13 protein-coding genes are annotated in these 14,032 nt (G+C 66.8%); 4 read left to right on the top strand and 9 right to left on the bottom strand.

Features of this window, described 5'->3' with window-relative positions; genetic code table 11:
• The 6 genes from purU to A9973_RS13555 form a co-directional block, all read right to left on the bottom strand.
• A complete protein-coding gene (gene purU / locus A9973_RS13580; protein ID WP_183014288.1) occupies positions 1 to 855 on the bottom strand; it encodes a formyltetrahydrofolate deformylase in 855 nt (284 codons plus the stop codon).
• A 44-nt stretch (positions 856 to 899) separates the two neighbouring features.
• On the bottom strand, positions 900 to 2,009 hold the full coding sequence (locus tag A9973_RS13575; RefSeq protein ID WP_183014287.1) for an NAD(P)/FAD-dependent oxidoreductase: 1,110 nt from the start codon (positions 2,007 to 2,009) through the stop codon (positions 900 to 902).
• Positions 2,006 to 2,530 (bottom strand): flavin reductase family protein, encoded by a 525-nt coding sequence (locus A9973_RS13570; protein WP_183014286.1) that lies wholly within the window; start codon positions 2,528 to 2,530, stop codon positions 2,006 to 2,008. Before A9973_RS13570 ends, A9973_RS13575 begins: the two co-directional genes overlap by 4 nt.
• Before the next feature lie 39 nt (positions 2,531 to 2,569).
• Complete coding sequence (gene pdxH / locus A9973_RS13565; RefSeq protein WP_183014285.1) at positions 2,570 to 3,199, bottom strand: pyridoxamine 5'-phosphate oxidase; 630 nt, start codon at positions 3,197 to 3,199, stop codon at positions 2,570 to 2,572.
• 115 nt (positions 3,200 to 3,314) lie between these two features.
• Positions 3,315 to 3,971, bottom strand: coding sequence for a gamma-glutamylcyclotransferase (locus A9973_RS13560; RefSeq protein ID WP_183014284.1), 657 nt, complete (start codon positions 3,969 to 3,971; stop codon positions 3,315 to 3,317).
• A gap of 2 nt (positions 3,972 to 3,973) precedes the next feature.
• The gene (locus A9973_RS13555) at positions 3,974 to 5,182 is read right to left on the bottom strand and encodes an MFS transporter (protein WP_183014283.1); all 1,209 of its coding nucleotides are present in this window, start codon (positions 5,180 to 5,182) and stop codon (positions 3,974 to 3,976) included.
• 377 nt (positions 5,183 to 5,559) lie between these two features.
• Between A9973_RS13555 and A9973_RS13550 the strand changes: the two genes are divergently transcribed.
• From A9973_RS13550 to A9973_RS13535, 4 genes are all read left to right on the top strand, one after another.
• On the top strand, positions 5,560 to 6,747 hold the full coding sequence (locus tag A9973_RS13550; RefSeq protein ID WP_183014282.1) for an efflux RND transporter periplasmic adaptor subunit: 1,188 nt from the start codon (positions 5,560 to 5,562) through the stop codon (positions 6,745 to 6,747).
• A 1-nt stretch (position 6,748) separates the two neighbouring features.
• On the top strand, positions 6,749 to 8,707 hold the full coding sequence (locus A9973_RS13545) for a MacB family efflux pump subunit (RefSeq protein ID WP_183014281.1): 1,959 nt from the start codon (positions 6,749 to 6,751) through the stop codon (positions 8,705 to 8,707).
• Positions 8,708 to 8,712: 5 nt separating this feature from the next.
• On the top strand, positions 8,713 to 10,110 hold the full coding sequence (locus A9973_RS13540; protein ID WP_183014280.1) for an efflux transporter outer membrane subunit: 1,398 nt from the start codon (positions 8,713 to 8,715) through the stop codon (positions 10,108 to 10,110).
• A 789-nt stretch (positions 10,111 to 10,899) separates the two neighbouring features.
• The gene (locus A9973_RS13535; protein WP_183014279.1) at positions 10,900 to 11,739 is read left to right on the top strand and encodes a ThiF family adenylyltransferase; all 840 of its coding nucleotides are present in this window, start codon (positions 10,900 to 10,902) and stop codon (positions 11,737 to 11,739) included.
• 60 nt (positions 11,740 to 11,799) lie between these two features.
• Here the strand turns inward: A9973_RS13535 and A9973_RS13530 are convergent, their stop codons facing one another.
• From A9973_RS13530 to A9973_RS13520, 3 genes are read right to left on the bottom strand one after another with little or no spacing between them, the layout of a single operon-like run.
• Positions 11,800 to 12,111 carry a non-heme iron oxygenase ferredoxin subunit gene (locus tag A9973_RS13530; RefSeq protein ID WP_183014278.1) on the bottom strand — a complete coding sequence of 104 codons (312 nt, stop codon included), beginning with the start codon at positions 12,109 to 12,111 and terminating at the stop codon, positions 11,800 to 11,802.
• 14 nt (positions 12,112 to 12,125) lie between these two features.
• On the bottom strand, positions 12,126 to 12,599 hold the full coding sequence (locus A9973_RS13525) for a nuclear transport factor 2 family protein (RefSeq protein WP_183014277.1): 474 nt from the start codon (positions 12,597 to 12,599) through the stop codon (positions 12,126 to 12,128).
• A 2-nt stretch (positions 12,600 to 12,601) separates the two neighbouring features.
• Positions 12,602 to 13,861, bottom strand: coding sequence for an aromatic ring-hydroxylating dioxygenase subunit alpha (locus A9973_RS13520; protein ID WP_183014276.1), 1,260 nt, complete (start codon positions 13,859 to 13,861; stop codon positions 12,602 to 12,604).
• Positions 13,862 to 14,032: the final 171 nt, after the last annotated feature.

Raw genomic sequence — 14,032 nt, 5'->3', positions numbered from 1 at the left:
TCAGCGGAACACGACGGTCTTGTTGCGGTTCAGCAGGATGCGGTGTTCGACGTGGCTGCGCACGGCGCGCGACAGCACCAGGGATTCGATGTCGCTGCCGACCTGGGTCAGGTCCTGGGCGGTCATCGTGTGGTCCACGCGTTCGATGTCCTGGTCGATGATCGGGCCTTCGTCCAGGTCGGACGTCACGTAGTGGGCGGTCGCGCCGATGATCTTCACGCCGCGCGCATGCGCCTGGTGATACGGGCGGGCGCCCTTGAAGCTGGGCAGGAAGCTGTGGTGGATGTTGATGGCGCGGCCGTTCAGCGCGCGGCACATGTCCGCCGACAGGATCTGCATGTAGCGGGCCAGCACCACCAGGTCGGTGTTCGACTGGTCGACGATTTCCAGCACCTGCTTTTCCTGTTCCGCCTTGGTGTCCGCGGTGACGGGCAGGTGGTGGAACGGGATGCCGTAGGACGCAGCCAGGCTGGCGTAGTCGTTGTGGTTCGACACGATCGCGGCCACTTCGGCGTGCAGATGCCCGCTATGCACGCGGAACAGCAGGTCATTCAGGCAATGGCCCTGCTTGCTGACCATGATCAGCAGGCGCTCCTTGCGGCGCGCGTCGTGCAGCTTCAGGTCCATGCCGTATTCGCCGGACATGGCGTCCAGGCGGGCGCGCAGGTCGTCGGCGGCCACGGCGGCGGGCAGGTCGAAGTGCACGCGCAGGAAGAACTGGCCCGTTTCCTCATCGCCGAACTGCTGCGAATCCAGGATGTTGCAACCCAATTCGAACAACAGGCCGCTGACGCGGTAGACGATGCCGGTGCGGTCGGGGCAGGACAGGGTCAGAATGTAGTCGTTGTGCTGCATGGTGCGGAATGAGGCCGAGGTAAGGAAAGGGGATGAGGGCGGAATCAGGCGGCCAGGCGCGCCAGAGTTTCTTCCGCCAGGGCCAGGCTGGAGGTCAGCCCGGGGGATTCGATGCCGAACAGGTTGACCAGGCCGGGCACGCCATGCACGGCGGGGCCGGCGATGACGAAGTCGGCCGCGGGTTCGTGCGGGCCCGAGATCTTGGGGCGGATGCCGGTGTAGCCGGGGGCCAGGGCGTCGTCGGGCAACGCGGGCCAGTAGCTGCGCACCGCTTCGTAGAACACCTCGGCGCGGGCCGGGTCCAGGGTGTAGTCTTCCGTGCCGACCCATTCGGTGTCGGGGCCGAATTTGGCCTGGCCGCCCATGTCCAGCGTCAGGTGCACGCCCAGGCCGGCGTGTTGCGGCACGGGGTAGATCAGGCGCGAGAACGGGGCGCGGCCGGACAGCGTGAAATAGCTGCCCTTGCACAGGTAATCGGTGGGGATGCTGGCGGGCGGCACGCCGTCGATGCGGCGGGCCAGCGCCGGCGCCTGCAAGCCCGCTGAATTGATCAGTACGTTGCAGGTCAGGGTCATGGCTTCATCGCCGCCGAATTGCAGGTCGAACCCGCCTTCGGGGCGGACGCGGCCGGATACCAGCGGCGTATGGAACACGCATTGGGCGCCGGCGTTTTCGGCGTCGCCCTGGAACGACAGCATCAGCGCGTGGCTGTCCACGATGCCGGTCGACGGCGACACCAGCGCGGCCGTGCATTGCAGCGCGGGCTCCAGGCGCATCGCGTCTTCGCCGGATATGTATTGCAGGTCGTCCACGCCGTTGGCGCGGGCGCGCTGCGCAATGCCTTCCAGCTGCGCGGCCTGCTCGCGGTCGGTGGCCACGATGAGTTTGCCCAGCCGCTTGTGCGGGATGGCGCGTTCGGCGCAGTAGGCGTACAGCAGATGCTTGCCGCGCACGCACAGGCGCGCCTTCAGACTGCCCGCGGGGTAATAGATGCCCGCGTGGATGACTTCCGAATTGCGCGAGCTGGTGCCGGTGCCGATGGCTTCCGTGGCCTCCGCCACCAGCACTTCGCGGCCCGACTGGGCCAGCGCGCGGGCGATCGCCAGGCCCACCACCCCCGCGCCGATGACGACGCAATCGACATCGACGCTCATGAGGCTTTCCTTTCGGACCGCGATCCGGCCGGGGTCAGGTCGAAGCCGCCCGCATGGAACACCAGCGGCGGTTCGCTGCTGTGGCCGCAGCGCTCGACTTCGCCCACCATGATGATGTGGTCGCCCTCTTCATAGCGGCTGCGGTTGCGGCATTCGAACCAGGCGGCGCAGTGGCCGTCCAGCATCGGCGTGCCGCCGGGCGCGTGGTGCACGGTCAGTCCGGCGTAGCGGTCCGGCGTCTTGCCGGTGGCGAAGCGCCGCGCCAGCGCGATCTGCTCGGCGCTGAGCACGTTGACCACATAGCGTTCGCACTGCTCGAAGGCCGCCAGCGAGGACGAACCGCGCGACAGGCTCCAGAGGATCAGCGGCGGGTTCAGCGACACCGAATTGAACGAGCTGACCGTCAGCCCGATGGGTGCGCCATCAAGGCCGGCGGCGGTGACCACCGTTACGCCCGTGGCATAGCGGCCCAGCGCGGTACGGAAGAACGAGGCGTCAAAATCAGGGGAGGAGGCGGGCATGCAATCGTTAAGTCGGGCGGGCGCGCGAGGCGCCCGGCATCAAGGCGACAGGCGTTCGATATTCCAGGCCGTGCCGTCGGCGACATAGCGCAGTCGGTCGTGCAGGCGCGACGGCCTGCCTTGCCAGAATTCGAAAGCGGTGGGCTTCAGGCGGTAACCGCCCCAATGCGGCGGGCGCGGCGGCTGGTCGCCGAACCGTTCGCGGAATTCCTGCTCGCGGGCTTCCAGCGCTTCACGGGTGATGGGCTGGCTTTGGCGCGAGGCCCACGCGCCGATACGCGAACCGGCGGGGCGGCTTTGGTAGTACGCGTCCGATTCTTCGGCGGCGACTTTCTCCACCACGCCTTCGATCCGCACCTGGCGTTCCAGCGGCTGCCAGAAGAACAGCAGGCAGGCGCGCGGCTCGGCCGCAAGGTCCTGGCCCTTGCGGGACTCGTAGTTGGTGAAGAACGTGAAGCCGTGCTCGTCAAAGCCCTTGATCAGGACGATGCGGGCGCTGGGCTGGCCGCCGGCGTCTACCGTGGCGAGCGTCATGGCGTTGGGTTCCGGCACCTTGGCGGCCAGCGCTTCGTCGAACCAGCGGGCAAACTGCTGGAACGGGGAGGCGGCGGCCTGGCTTTCCAGCAGGACGTTCTTTTCGTAGCTTTGACGCAGATCGGAGACGGACATGAGGCGTGGGATTCAGCGTTGATAACAGGGAGTTTATACCGCTTGAGGCATCGCTCCCTTATTGACCCCGCGCAGGTCTCAGGCATGTTTCCCGCAGCGGCGCGGGCGGCAGCGGTCAGGCGCCTTCGGGCAGGGGTCGTCCTTCCAGCTCCAGCCGGCGGGCGATGGCGTCCAGGCGGGCGTCATGGATGCCGGCGGCGCGCAGCGCCTGGGCGGTCTGGACCACGTAGTCGGTGCACGGGCCGTAGCGGCCGGCTGCCCGGCGCACGATGGCCAGCAGCTCGGCGTCGGGCAGGGCGCGGATATAGGCCGGATTGTCCCGGTTCATGATGAAGACCAGCGCGCGGACGGGGCCGGCGTCGGTCGTGCAGTTGATCCAGCGCGGCAGATAGGCGCCGGTGGACATCTCGCGTTCCCAGAGGGCGGGGAAATAGGCGGGGACCTGGTTGCCGGCCAGGCGGTAGACCACGCCCCGGCAGGAGCCGCCGCGGTCCAGGCCGAACACCAGGCCCGGGCATTCCGGGGTGCCGCGGTTCACGCGCGACCACAGGCACAGGGCCCGGTGGTGCCCGCGCAAAGTCGCCAGCCGGCGCTCCATGAAGTCGAAATCGGGGCGCCAGATCAGGGATCCGTACCCATATACCCAGACGTCTTCCCCGGATTGCCAATGCTGCAAGGCCTGATCCAGCGATGCCTGCCTTTCCTCGGGCGTCCAAAGGCGAAAGGGCAGGCTGGCGCCGGCGATGGTGGGAGGAGAGGACTGCGTATTCACGACTACGGCTTCCGGTCAGACTCGAGCGGGGGATTGCGGTTGGCCCAGCCGCCGGCCATCAAGGCCAGCGAATAGGCCCAGAACAAGGGGGCGACGCCAATTACCGCACCCAGCGCCCCGAAGGTCAACGGCAGGGACACCTGTGACCCATTGATCAGCGCCATCCGCAGGCCGACGGCCTCGGCGGCGCGGCCTGGGGGCGAATGCTGGTGCAGCAGGGATAGCATACTCGGTTGGCAGCACCCCAAGGCAAGGCCCAATATGAACGACAGCACGATCAGGATGCTAACGTCGGTGAACAGCGGGTAAAGCATGAAATCGATGGCAGCCGTGGCCATCGCCACGCGGACAAGCGTCCAGGACCGGACGCGGCGCATGATCAGCGGCAATACCAGGCGGATGACGAACGTTGCCGCCGCGAACGACGCAAGAATGATGCCGATCGTGGTGGCCGACAGGCCGATCGCGACGCCGAAGATGGGCACGACGAACAAATGGGTGTCCCAGGCGCCGGACAGGATGGTGTTGACCATCAGGATGCGGCGCAGCGCCGGCACGGCCAGCAGTTCGGTCACCCGGCGGCGCTCGGCCTCCTTGGTGCCCGCCAGTTTGGAATCCACCGCTTTCAATTGGTGGCGCATCGCATACAGGCCGATTCCTGAAAGGATCGGGCCCAGGGCCAGCAGGCCGAAGGCGGTGCGCGTGCCCAGGTGGTCGATCGCCAGCCCGGCGATCAGCGGCCCGGAAAACCCGGACCCGGCCAACGCCAGCGACATGAACGAGAAGTTGCGCAGGCGTTGCACGGGTTCGGCGTGGCCCAGCAGGTCCTGCGTGGCGACCTGGTGCAGCATGAAGCCGATGCCGATACAGCAGGATGCGATCAGCAGCGCCGTCTGCGTCTGCGAGATAAAGGGCAAAGCGGTGCCGATCGCCACCAATGACGTCCCGATGACAAGCGGACGCACGATGCCCACCCGGTCGACCCAGCGTCCGGCGCGCACCGAGAACAGCATCGGCAGCACGGCGAACACGGCGACCAGCGTGCCCACCTTGAAGGTGGACAGGCCCATTTGCAGCGCTGTCAGCGAAACGGTGATCCGTCCCCCTGTCAGTGCCACGTGGTTCATCATTGCCAGCAGACACAGCAGCACCGCCCCGGAAAATTCCGGGGAACTGGAAGGCGAGGAGGGGGATCTGTTGGAGGTAGACACGGCGTAACTGCATTCATTCTGTGCGGATCGTCGGGCTATGTCGAGGCGCGGTTTTTTTGCAGTGCCGCAAATTGTTTCCAGTCGTGGCGACAAGATAGGCGCCATCTAGCGGGCAAGTCGCGTGCTTACGGCGCAAGATGTCGGCACGTTCGCCGCATGTGCGCGAAGGGCGGTTCCGCGGATGCGCCGCAGTCGTTGTATCGTTCTCGCAACGGAACAATCCGGCGGACGCTTGACGTACCGGTAGCGCTTTACTGTTTTTCACCGTTTTGCCACAGATTGGCCGTCGTTTGGTCCGGGCGCCCGTTTAGGATGGGCACCTATGCTTCGCAATACCGGCGCGGGCTCGCGGCCCTAGCCACCTATCATCAGGTTCAATGAAAAAGTCCCGCAGCAAGTTCAAGCGCTATGCGCTGATCGCCGTCGTCGTCCTGCTTGTGGCGTTCGCCCTGCGCGCCGCCTTTTTCTCGGCGCCGCCGCCGCCCACCTTCGCGGTGGGCGAGGTCAGCCGGGCGAACCTTGAGGACAGCGTGCTGGCCAGCGGCACCATCGACGCCATTGAACGCGTCAGCGTGGGCGCCCAGGCGACCGGCCAGTTGAAGTCCCTGAAAGTGGCACTGGGCGATCGCGTCAAGAAGGGCCAACTGGTCGCCGAGATCGACGACCTGACCCAGCAGAACGAACTGCGCAACGCCGAAGCGGCGCTGCAGACGCGGCGCGCCGAACGCGCGGCCAAGGTCGCCACGCTGAAGCAGGCCGAACTGGCCTTCAAGCGCCAGCGCCAGATGCTGGCGGCCGACGCCAGTTCGCGCGAGGCCTACGAGACGGCCGAGGCCACGCTGGCCGTGACGCGCGCCGAGATCGCGTCTTTGGATGCGCAGATCGCGCAGGCTGAAATCCAGGTCGACACCGCCCGGGTCAATCTGGGCTACACGCGCATCGTCTCGCCGATCGACGGCATGGTGGTGGCGGTGGTGACCAAGGAAGGCCAGACCGTCAACTCCATCCAGAGCGCGCCGACCATCATCAAGGTGGCGCAGGTGGACACCATGACGATCAAGGCCCAGATATCGGAAGCCGACGTGACCCGCGTGAAGGCCGGCCTGCCCGTGTACTTCACGATCCTGGGCGAACCCGATCAACGCTACCAGGCCAAGCTGCGCGCAGTGGAACCCGCGCCGGACTCCATCCAGAAAGAGGACGCCACGTCGTCGCTCACGTCCTCCTCCGGCAGTTCGACGACCGCCGCCGTCTATTACAACGGCTTGTTCGACGTGCCCAATCCGGACGAAAAACTGCGCATTTCGATGACGGCCCAAGTCTTCATCGTGCTGGGCGAAGCCAAGGACGCCGTCGTGGTGCCGGCCTCGGCGCTGGGCAAGCGCGGGTCGGACGGACGCTATGCCGTGCGCGTGGTCTTGAAAGACAACAAGACCGAGCTGCGCCAGGTCAAGATCGGCATGAACAACAATGTGCAGGCGCAGGTGCTGGAAGGGCTGGAGGTAGGCGAGCGGGTCGTGACGGCGGATTCCTCGCCTGCGGCCGCCGCGGCGCCGGGAGCCTGACATGAGCGGGCCGCTGATCTCGCTTTCCGGGGTACGCCGCGAATTCCCTGCGGGCGAGCAGACCATCGCCGTCCTGAAAGACATCGACCTGACCATCGAGGCCGGCGAAATGGTCGCCATCGTGGGCGCGTCCGGTTCCGGCAAGTCCACGCTGATGAACATCCTGGGCTGCCTGGACCGCCCGACCCGCGGCGACTACCGGGTCAGCGGCCGCAGCACGGGAGAGCTGGACCCCGACGAACTGGCCGAGCTGCGGCGGGAGCACTTCGGGTTCATCTTCCAGCGCTACCACCTGCTGTCGGACCTGACCGCGCAGGGCAATGTGGAAATGCCGGCCGTGTACGCCGGCAAGCGCCGCGAGGCCCGGATGGAGCGCGCCGAGGAACTGCTGAAGCGGCTGGGGCTGGGCGATCGGTCGGAACACCGCCCGGGCCAGTTGTCGGGCGGCCAGCAGCAGCGCGTGAGCATCGCGCGCGCGCTCATGAACGGCGGCGACATCATCCTGGCCGACGAACCCACCGGCGCGCTGGATACGCACACCGGGCAGGAAGTGCTGCGCATCCTCGAAGAGTTGAATGCGGCCGGCCACACCATCATCATCGTCACGCACGATATGAATGTGGCGCGCCACGCGCAGCGCATCATCGAAATCAGCGACGGCGAGATCGTCGCGGACAAGCGCAATCCCGACGCGCCGCGGGTGGACGCCGAACGCGACGCGCCGCCGGAGCTGCCCAAGCGGCCCGCCTGGCAGTCGTACCTGGACCGTTGCGGCGAAGCGCTGCGCATGGCCCTGCTGTCCATGAATGCGCACCGGCTGCGCACGTCGCTGACCATGCTGGGCATCATCATCGGCATCGCCGCCGTGGTGTCGGTGGTGGCGCTGGGCGAGGGGTCGCGGCGCAAGATCCTGGATGACATCAGCGCCATCGGCACGAATACGGTCGAGGTGTTCCCCGGCAAGGACTTCGGCGACGAAAAGGCCGCCACCATCCGCACGCTGGTCGCCGCCGACGCCGACGCGCTGGCGCGCGAACCCTATGTGGACAGCGTCACGCCCGAAGTCGTCACCAGCAACACGCTGCGCTATCGCAACGTGTCCGTGAACGGGTCGATCCAGGGCGTGGGCGAGCAGTACTTCCGCGTGCGCGCCGTCAAGCTGGCGCAGGGCAAGTTTTTCGACGAGACCAGCGTGGTGCGCCGGGCGCAGGAAGTGGTGATCGACGAAGGCACGCGGCGGACTTTGTTCGGGTCGCACACGGAACCGATCGGCCAGGTGGTGTTCCTGGGGTCGATGCCGGCTCGGGTGATCGGTGTGACCGAGAAAAAGGAATCCGTCTTCGGCAACAACGATTCGCTGAATGTCTGGATCCCCTACACCACGGCGCTGTCGCGCGTGCTGGGCCAGCAGCATTTGAAGAGCATCACGGTGCGCGTCAACGACGCCACGCCGCCCGCCGCGGCCGAACGCGCCATCGAGCGGGTGCTGATGCGCCGCCACGTGGTGAAGGATTTCTTCGTGTTCAACACGGACGCGATCCGCAAGACCATCGAGCGCACGACGGCCACCATGACCTTGCTGGTGTCCCTGATCGCGCTGATTTCGCTGATGGTGGGCGGCATCGGGGTCATGAACATCATGCTGGTGTCCGTCACCGAGCGCACCCGCGAAATCGGCGTGCGCATGGCGGTGGGCGCCCGGCGCAGCGACATCATGCAGCAGTTCCTGATCGAAGCGGTGCTGGTCTGCCTGATCGGCGGGGCGTTGGGCATCATCCTGTCGCTGGTGCTGGGCGTGCTGGTGTCCAAGGCCACGGGCGGTTCGTTCCAGATGATCTATTCCACGGCATCGATGGTGGCGGCATTCACGTGCTCGACGCTGATCGGTGTGCTTTTTGGCTATTTGCCGGCGCGCAATGCGGCGCGCCTGGATCCCGTCGAGGCGTTGGCCCGGGAATGAGGACGATGAAAGCGGTTTCCCTGATTCGCACACCCTTCGCCCTGGCGCTGCTTCTGGCGCTGGGCGGTTGCGGCAGCCTGCTGCGCACCGACTACGCGCCGCCGCTGACCCAGACGCCGGCCGCCTGGACGCACGCCACGCCGGGCGCCGCCGAAGCGCCGCTGGCCGAGGGCGGCGCCTGGTGGCGCAACTTCAACGACCCGGTCTTGAACGGGCTGCTCGACGCCGTGCTGGCGCGCAACAACGACCTGGCCGCCGCGGCGGTCCGGGTGCGCCGTGCCCAGTACCAGGCGGGGCTGACCGAGGACCAGCTGATCCCGCAGCTGGGCGGCAACGCCAACGTGGCGCGCAACCGCAACTTGTATGGCGACCGCGCCATCACGCGCACCAACGCCGCCGAGCTGAACGTCAGCTACGAGGTGGACCTGTGGGGCAAGCTGTCGCGCCAGCGCGATGCGGCCCAATGGGAAGCGCTGGCCACCGAACAGGACCGCCAATCGGCGGCCTTGTCGCTGGTGGGCACTACCGCCACGCTCTACTGGCAGACGGCCTTCATCAACCAGCGCATCGCCAGCAGCGAAGAAAGCATCGCCTACGCGCGCCGCACGCAGGACCTGGTGCGCGCGCAATATGCGGCGGGCGGCGCGTCCGCCCTGGAATTGGCGGAAGCCGAGCAGACCGTGGCCAGCCAGCAGGCGGCGCACACCCTGCTGGTGCAGCAGCGCGTGGAATACACGAATGCGCTGACTATCCTGTTCGACGGCCCGCCGGACCGCAGCATGGCCGACCCCGCCCGCCTGCCGCAGTACCCCTTGCCCGAAGCGCGCGCCGGCGTGCCGGCCGATCTGCTGGGCCGCCGCCCGGACCTGCGCGCGGCGGAACTGCGCTTGCGCGAGGCCTTGGCGACCGTGGACGCCACCCGCGCGAGCTTCTACCCGCCGGTGACGCTGACGGGCGCGGTGGGCACCGCCAGCCCGACGCTATCCAATATCCTGCAAAACCCCGTCGCGTCCCTGGGCGTGGGCCTGACGCTGCCGTTCCTGCAATGGAACCAGATGCAGCTGAACATCAAGATCTCCAAGGCCGACTACGAAGAACGTGTCGTCAACTTCCGGCAGTCGCTGTATCAGGCGATGGCGGACGTGGAGAACGCGCTGTCGAACCGGACGCAACTGGGCTTGCAGGCCGAGCAGCTGGCGGTGTCGTTGCGGGCCGCGCGCGACGCGGAACGCCTGTACGAAGTGCGTTACCGGGCGGGGGCCGTGTCGTTGAAGGATTGGCTGGATGCGCAGGAGAAGCGCCGGACGGCGGAGATTGCGCGGGACGAGAACGGGCTGAACCGGTTGGTGAACCAGGTGACGGTTTATCGGGCGCTGGGCGGGGATGATGTTGTGGTTCGTTGATATCGTTGTTGGGTGATGTTGAGGTCCTTGAGCCGCCCGGCGTGGCGGTGTGGCGGGGCGCGCGGGTCAACGATTGCGGTCCGGATCCTTCGCTCCGGACTCCCCCCTTGTCATCTTCGTCCAGGCCTTTGGCCCTCCCTTCAGATTCCCTCGGGCGCATCGACTCCCCGCGCACCCCGCCCCACCGCCACACCGGGCTCCACCAATTGAAATCTGACGTCAACCGGCGAGAACTGCGTGCTTGGGGTTCCCTTCCGCGCTGGGTGGGTGGTGAAAGATCTTGCGGGCCTCGCCCCAGGACGGCCGCGCGGGCGGCCTTTTGGGGCTTTCACGGCGTCTTGCGTCGGGATGATGACGCTTCGCGTGTACCCGGGGATGTTCGCGTCAAGGTGGCGGTCGGAAGTGATTGCCCTTGCCGGCAATCGCGCAAGCGACCTGCGCGACGACGTCAATTGGCGTGTATGCCAATTGTGGCCGCCCGCGCGGCCGCAATTTGGCGGGCATCGCAAGACTCGTCATTGCATACAGGTCTAGCAGCGCACCGACCCAAGACGGCGGCAGCCCGTCGTCGCGGTTGGCGTGCGGGCGCGCAACCTTGATGCGCCCGAGGGAATCTGAAGGGAAGGCCGTAGGCCTGGACGAAGATGACGACGGGGACAGTCCGGAGCGAAGGCTCCGGACCGCAATCGTGGGCGCGCGCCCGCACGCCAACCGCGACGATGGGCGACCTACGAAGCACAACGCCGGCGCCCAAACACCAACAACGCCCCGCCCTATAAAATACCCCCCATGAACTCCCCCGATCACCCGATCCCCCCCGCCGACCTCGACCGCCGCTTCGGCGGCCTGTCCCGTCTATACGGCCCTCAAGCCCCCGCACGCTTGCAGAACGCGCACGTCGCGGTCGCCGGCCTGGGCGGCGTCGGTTCCTGGACGGTCGAGGCGCTGGCGCGTTGCGGGGTCGGGGCATTGACCCTCATTGACCTGGACCACATCGCCGAATCGAACGTCAACCGGCAGATTCATGCGCTGTCGTCCACGCTGGGCCAATCCAAGGTGGATGCCATGGCCGAACGGGTGCTGGCGATCAATCCGGAATGCCGGCTGACGCGGGTGGACGACTTCGTGTCGCCCGAGAACGTCGCCGACGTCTTGCCCGGGCCCTACACCGTCATCATCGACTGCACCGACCAGGCCACGGCCAAGATCGCCATGATCCTGCATGCTCGGGCGCTGGGCGTGCCGATGCTGTTGTGTGGCGGCGCCGGCGGCAAGACGGATCCGCTGGCGTTGCGGGCAGGGGACCTGTCGGCTGCGGTGAACGACGCCTTGCTGGCCAAGCTGCGCAACAAGCTGCGCCGCGAGCATGGCTTTCCGCGCGCCTCCGACCAGAACGGCAAGGCGCTCAAGCGCGTGCCCAAGATGGGTATCCATGCGCTGTGGTTCGACCAGCCCGCCATCCTTCCCGACGCCTGGACCCGCCCGGTCGAGGGCGAAGACGACATGGGCGCCTCAGGCCAGAACCTCGCGCCGCAAGGGCTGTCGTGCGCGGGCTACGGCTCGGTCGTGACGGTAACGGCCGCCATGGGCATGGCGGCCGCCAACGAGGCGTTGCGGCTGGCGATCTGAACGCCAGCCGGTGGCCGTGTCACCGCGAACCAGTCGCCATCCGGCCTCACGGCCTTCGCCTCACAGCGCCACGAACACCATCCCGTCCTCGATCCTGACCGGATAGGCCGCCACGTTTTCCCGCAAGGGGGAACACAGGGCCCGGCCGTCGCGCACGTCGAAGCGGCCCTGGTGCAGGGGACATTCGATCTCGTGGCCCTCGAGGAAGCCGTCGCACAGGCGGGCGTTGCCGTGCGTACAGAGGTTGGAGGTGGCGTAGACCTCGCCATCGACGCCATACAGCGCGATCTCGCGGCCGCCCGCCTGCACGGCGATGACGTCTTCGTCCGGCACATCGGCCCGGGCGATGGCCTTGATCCATTGGGTACTCATAGCGGCTTTCCTGGTCAGATGGGGTAGATGAGCGAATTCGGGATCAGTTCGCTGTCGAAGATGCACAGCCGCGATTCGAATTTCAGGCCCTCGGGCGTCTGGCGCACCACGTCCAGGTAGCGTCCCACGTTGAAGACCGTGGTCAGCTGGCTGGGCTTGGTGCGGAACACCGCGTAGCTGGCTTCGGATTCGATGCGGCCGCCATCGGCTGACAGCACGCGCGGCGCGCCCACGACGTGGCGCTGGTAATACGGATCGTGGAAGATCGTGTCGGTGGCGCCGTAGATGCGGTCTTTCAGCATGCCGCGGCTTTCAAAGGCCATCGTCGCCAGCGGATAGCCGCGCTCGTGGTTTTCGCGCGGCAGCACCTTGTAGGTGCAGTCCTCCAGGAAGAAGTCCGGCCATTTCTCCCATTCCCCGGCGTCCAGCACGGCGGCGTAGTCGGCGTACAGGCGGGTCAGCTGGTAGTAGAGCGGAAAGTCCAGCATCGTCATGCCTCCATCACGCGGCGCCAATACGCGTACATGCCGCGGATCAGCGTTTCGGTCACCATGTGGCTGGTGTTCTCGGCCGTCTTGCCGCCCAGTTCCGCCACGCTGCGGTGCCACGGTTTCTGTTGAAAACCCGCTTGCGAGAACTCGATGACCTCGCCGTCGTCGGCAGACACGAAACCCGCCGGGCCGAACAGGTTGGCCTGGCGCAGGCGCCGGCGCGTCATGTCGGGCGTGTCGTCGGCGAAACCGAAGTGGGTCCAGACGAAGTCGAACGCATCGTGGCCGACAGGCTGGATGTGGCGGGTGGACAGCGAATTCACCTGCTGCTGGATGATGACGCTGGGGAACAGCGTCATCAGCACGGCGGTCGGGCCGTTCCACCAGGGTTCTTGCACGATATCCAGGAAGCGGTCGTCGTTCAGCGACATCTGCTCTTTGAAGCTGGACACGCCGCTGGTGACGCTGCCTTTGCCGCCCTGGCCGCGCGTGGAGATCATGGCGGCGTGGCGGAAGTGCCGGTCCATCTTCAGTTCCGACCGGTTGTCCGCGCGCCACAAGCCGAAAGTGACGAACCAGGTGTGCAGGAGGCCCGGGTGATAGGGGTCCTTGATGTTCTCCTGCATCAGCTTCCAGTTGCCGGGGATGCGTTGGCGGCTGTAGCCGTGGATCACCAGTTCGCGGCCGTCGAAGACGCGGTCGAAGTAGTGCAGGATGTCCGGGCCCAGGTAGTCTTCCAGCGGCTCGACGCCATGGTCGAACGAGGCGAACACCACGCCGTTGCGGCACGCCACGGCCAGTTTGGTCAGGCTGTGTTCTTCGGGCTTGAAGTCAGGCGGCATGCCGCCGTTCACCTTGCCGTCCTGCTTCACGCCGCGCCGGAAAGGCACGCCGATCAGATTGCCCTGCAGGTCGTAGTTCCATTGGTGGTAGGGGCAGACGAATTCGCTGCGGTTGCCGGACCGTTCGCGGCAGAACTGCACGCCGCGGTGGGCGCACACGTTTTCCACCACGCGCACCTGGCCGTCGTTGTCGCGCAGCAGGATGACGGACCGTTCCCCCACCGCGGTGCGCTTGAAGTCGCCCGGGTTGGGGATTTCGGCTTCCAGGCCCACGTAGCTCCAGTGCGCGCGGTAGAAGAAGCGTTCCAGCTCGCGCTGGTGCAGCGCGGCATCGGTGTAGACGCCGAACGGGATGCGGTGGGAGCCGTCGCCCTGCCAGGGCGGGACGAAGGCAAGCGGTTGTTCAGCGGCGTTCATGGGCGGCCTGCTGCGTGGCCGCCCGGTCTACAGGGCGTGGTGGCATGCATGGTTTGTCTCCATTTTTCGTCTGTCCGCCGGAGGCGGGCAGGGCCGGCGCGGCGTGGGCGCTGGCAGTTGTCGCCTCATCATCGGGCAGGCCGTGGAATAAATAAATAGAATCTGCTTGAT

The organism is Achromobacter sp. UMC46 (genome assembly GCF_014170335.1).
In the GTDB taxonomy this organism is placed as follows: Bacteria; Pseudomonadota; Gammaproteobacteria; order Burkholderiales; family Burkholderiaceae_B; genus Achromobacter.
The sequence above is the reverse complement of the archived record's forward strand: the minus strand, read 5'-3'. Positions and strand labels throughout refer to the sequence as shown.

Bases quoted from the DNA above. Each gene is read 5' to 3' on its own strand.
- purU (WP_183014288.1), bottom strand. From the start codon at position 855: ATGCAGCACAACGACTACATTCTGACCCTGTCCTGCCCCGACCGCACC.
- A9973_RS13545 (WP_183014281.1), top strand. From the start codon at position 6,749: ATGAGCGGGCCGCTGATCTCGCTTTCCGGGGTACGCCGCGAATTCCCT.
- A9973_RS13540 (WP_183014280.1), top strand. From the start codon at position 8,713: ATGAAAGCGGTTTCCCTGATTCGCACACCCTTCGCCCTGGCGCTGCTT.
- A9973_RS13570 (WP_183014286.1), bottom strand. From the start codon at position 2,530: ATGCCCGCCTCCTCCCCTGATTTTGACGCCTCGTTCTTCCGTACCGCG.
- A9973_RS13575 (WP_183014287.1), bottom strand. From the start codon at position 2,009: ATGAGCGTCGATGTCGATTGCGTCGTCATCGGCGCGGGGGTGGTGGGC.
- pdxH (WP_183014285.1), bottom strand. From the start codon at position 3,199: ATGTCCGTCTCCGATCTGCGTCAAAGCTACGAAAAGAACGTCCTGCTG.
- A9973_RS13520 (WP_183014276.1), bottom strand. From the start codon at position 13,861: ATGAACGCCGCTGAACAACCGCTTGCCTTCGTCCCGCCCTGGCAGGGC.
- A9973_RS13550 (WP_183014282.1), top strand. From the start codon at position 5,560: ATGAAAAAGTCCCGCAGCAAGTTCAAGCGCTATGCGCTGATCGCCGTC.
- A9973_RS13535 (WP_183014279.1), top strand. From the start codon at position 10,900: ATGAACTCCCCCGATCACCCGATCCCCCCCGCCGACCTCGACCGCCGC.
- A9973_RS13530 (WP_183014278.1), bottom strand. From the start codon at position 12,111: ATGAGTACCCAATGGATCAAGGCCATCGCCCGGGCCGATGTGCCGGAC.
- A9973_RS13525 (WP_183014277.1), bottom strand. From the start codon at position 12,599: ATGCTGGACTTTCCGCTCTACTACCAGCTGACCCGCCTGTACGCCGAC.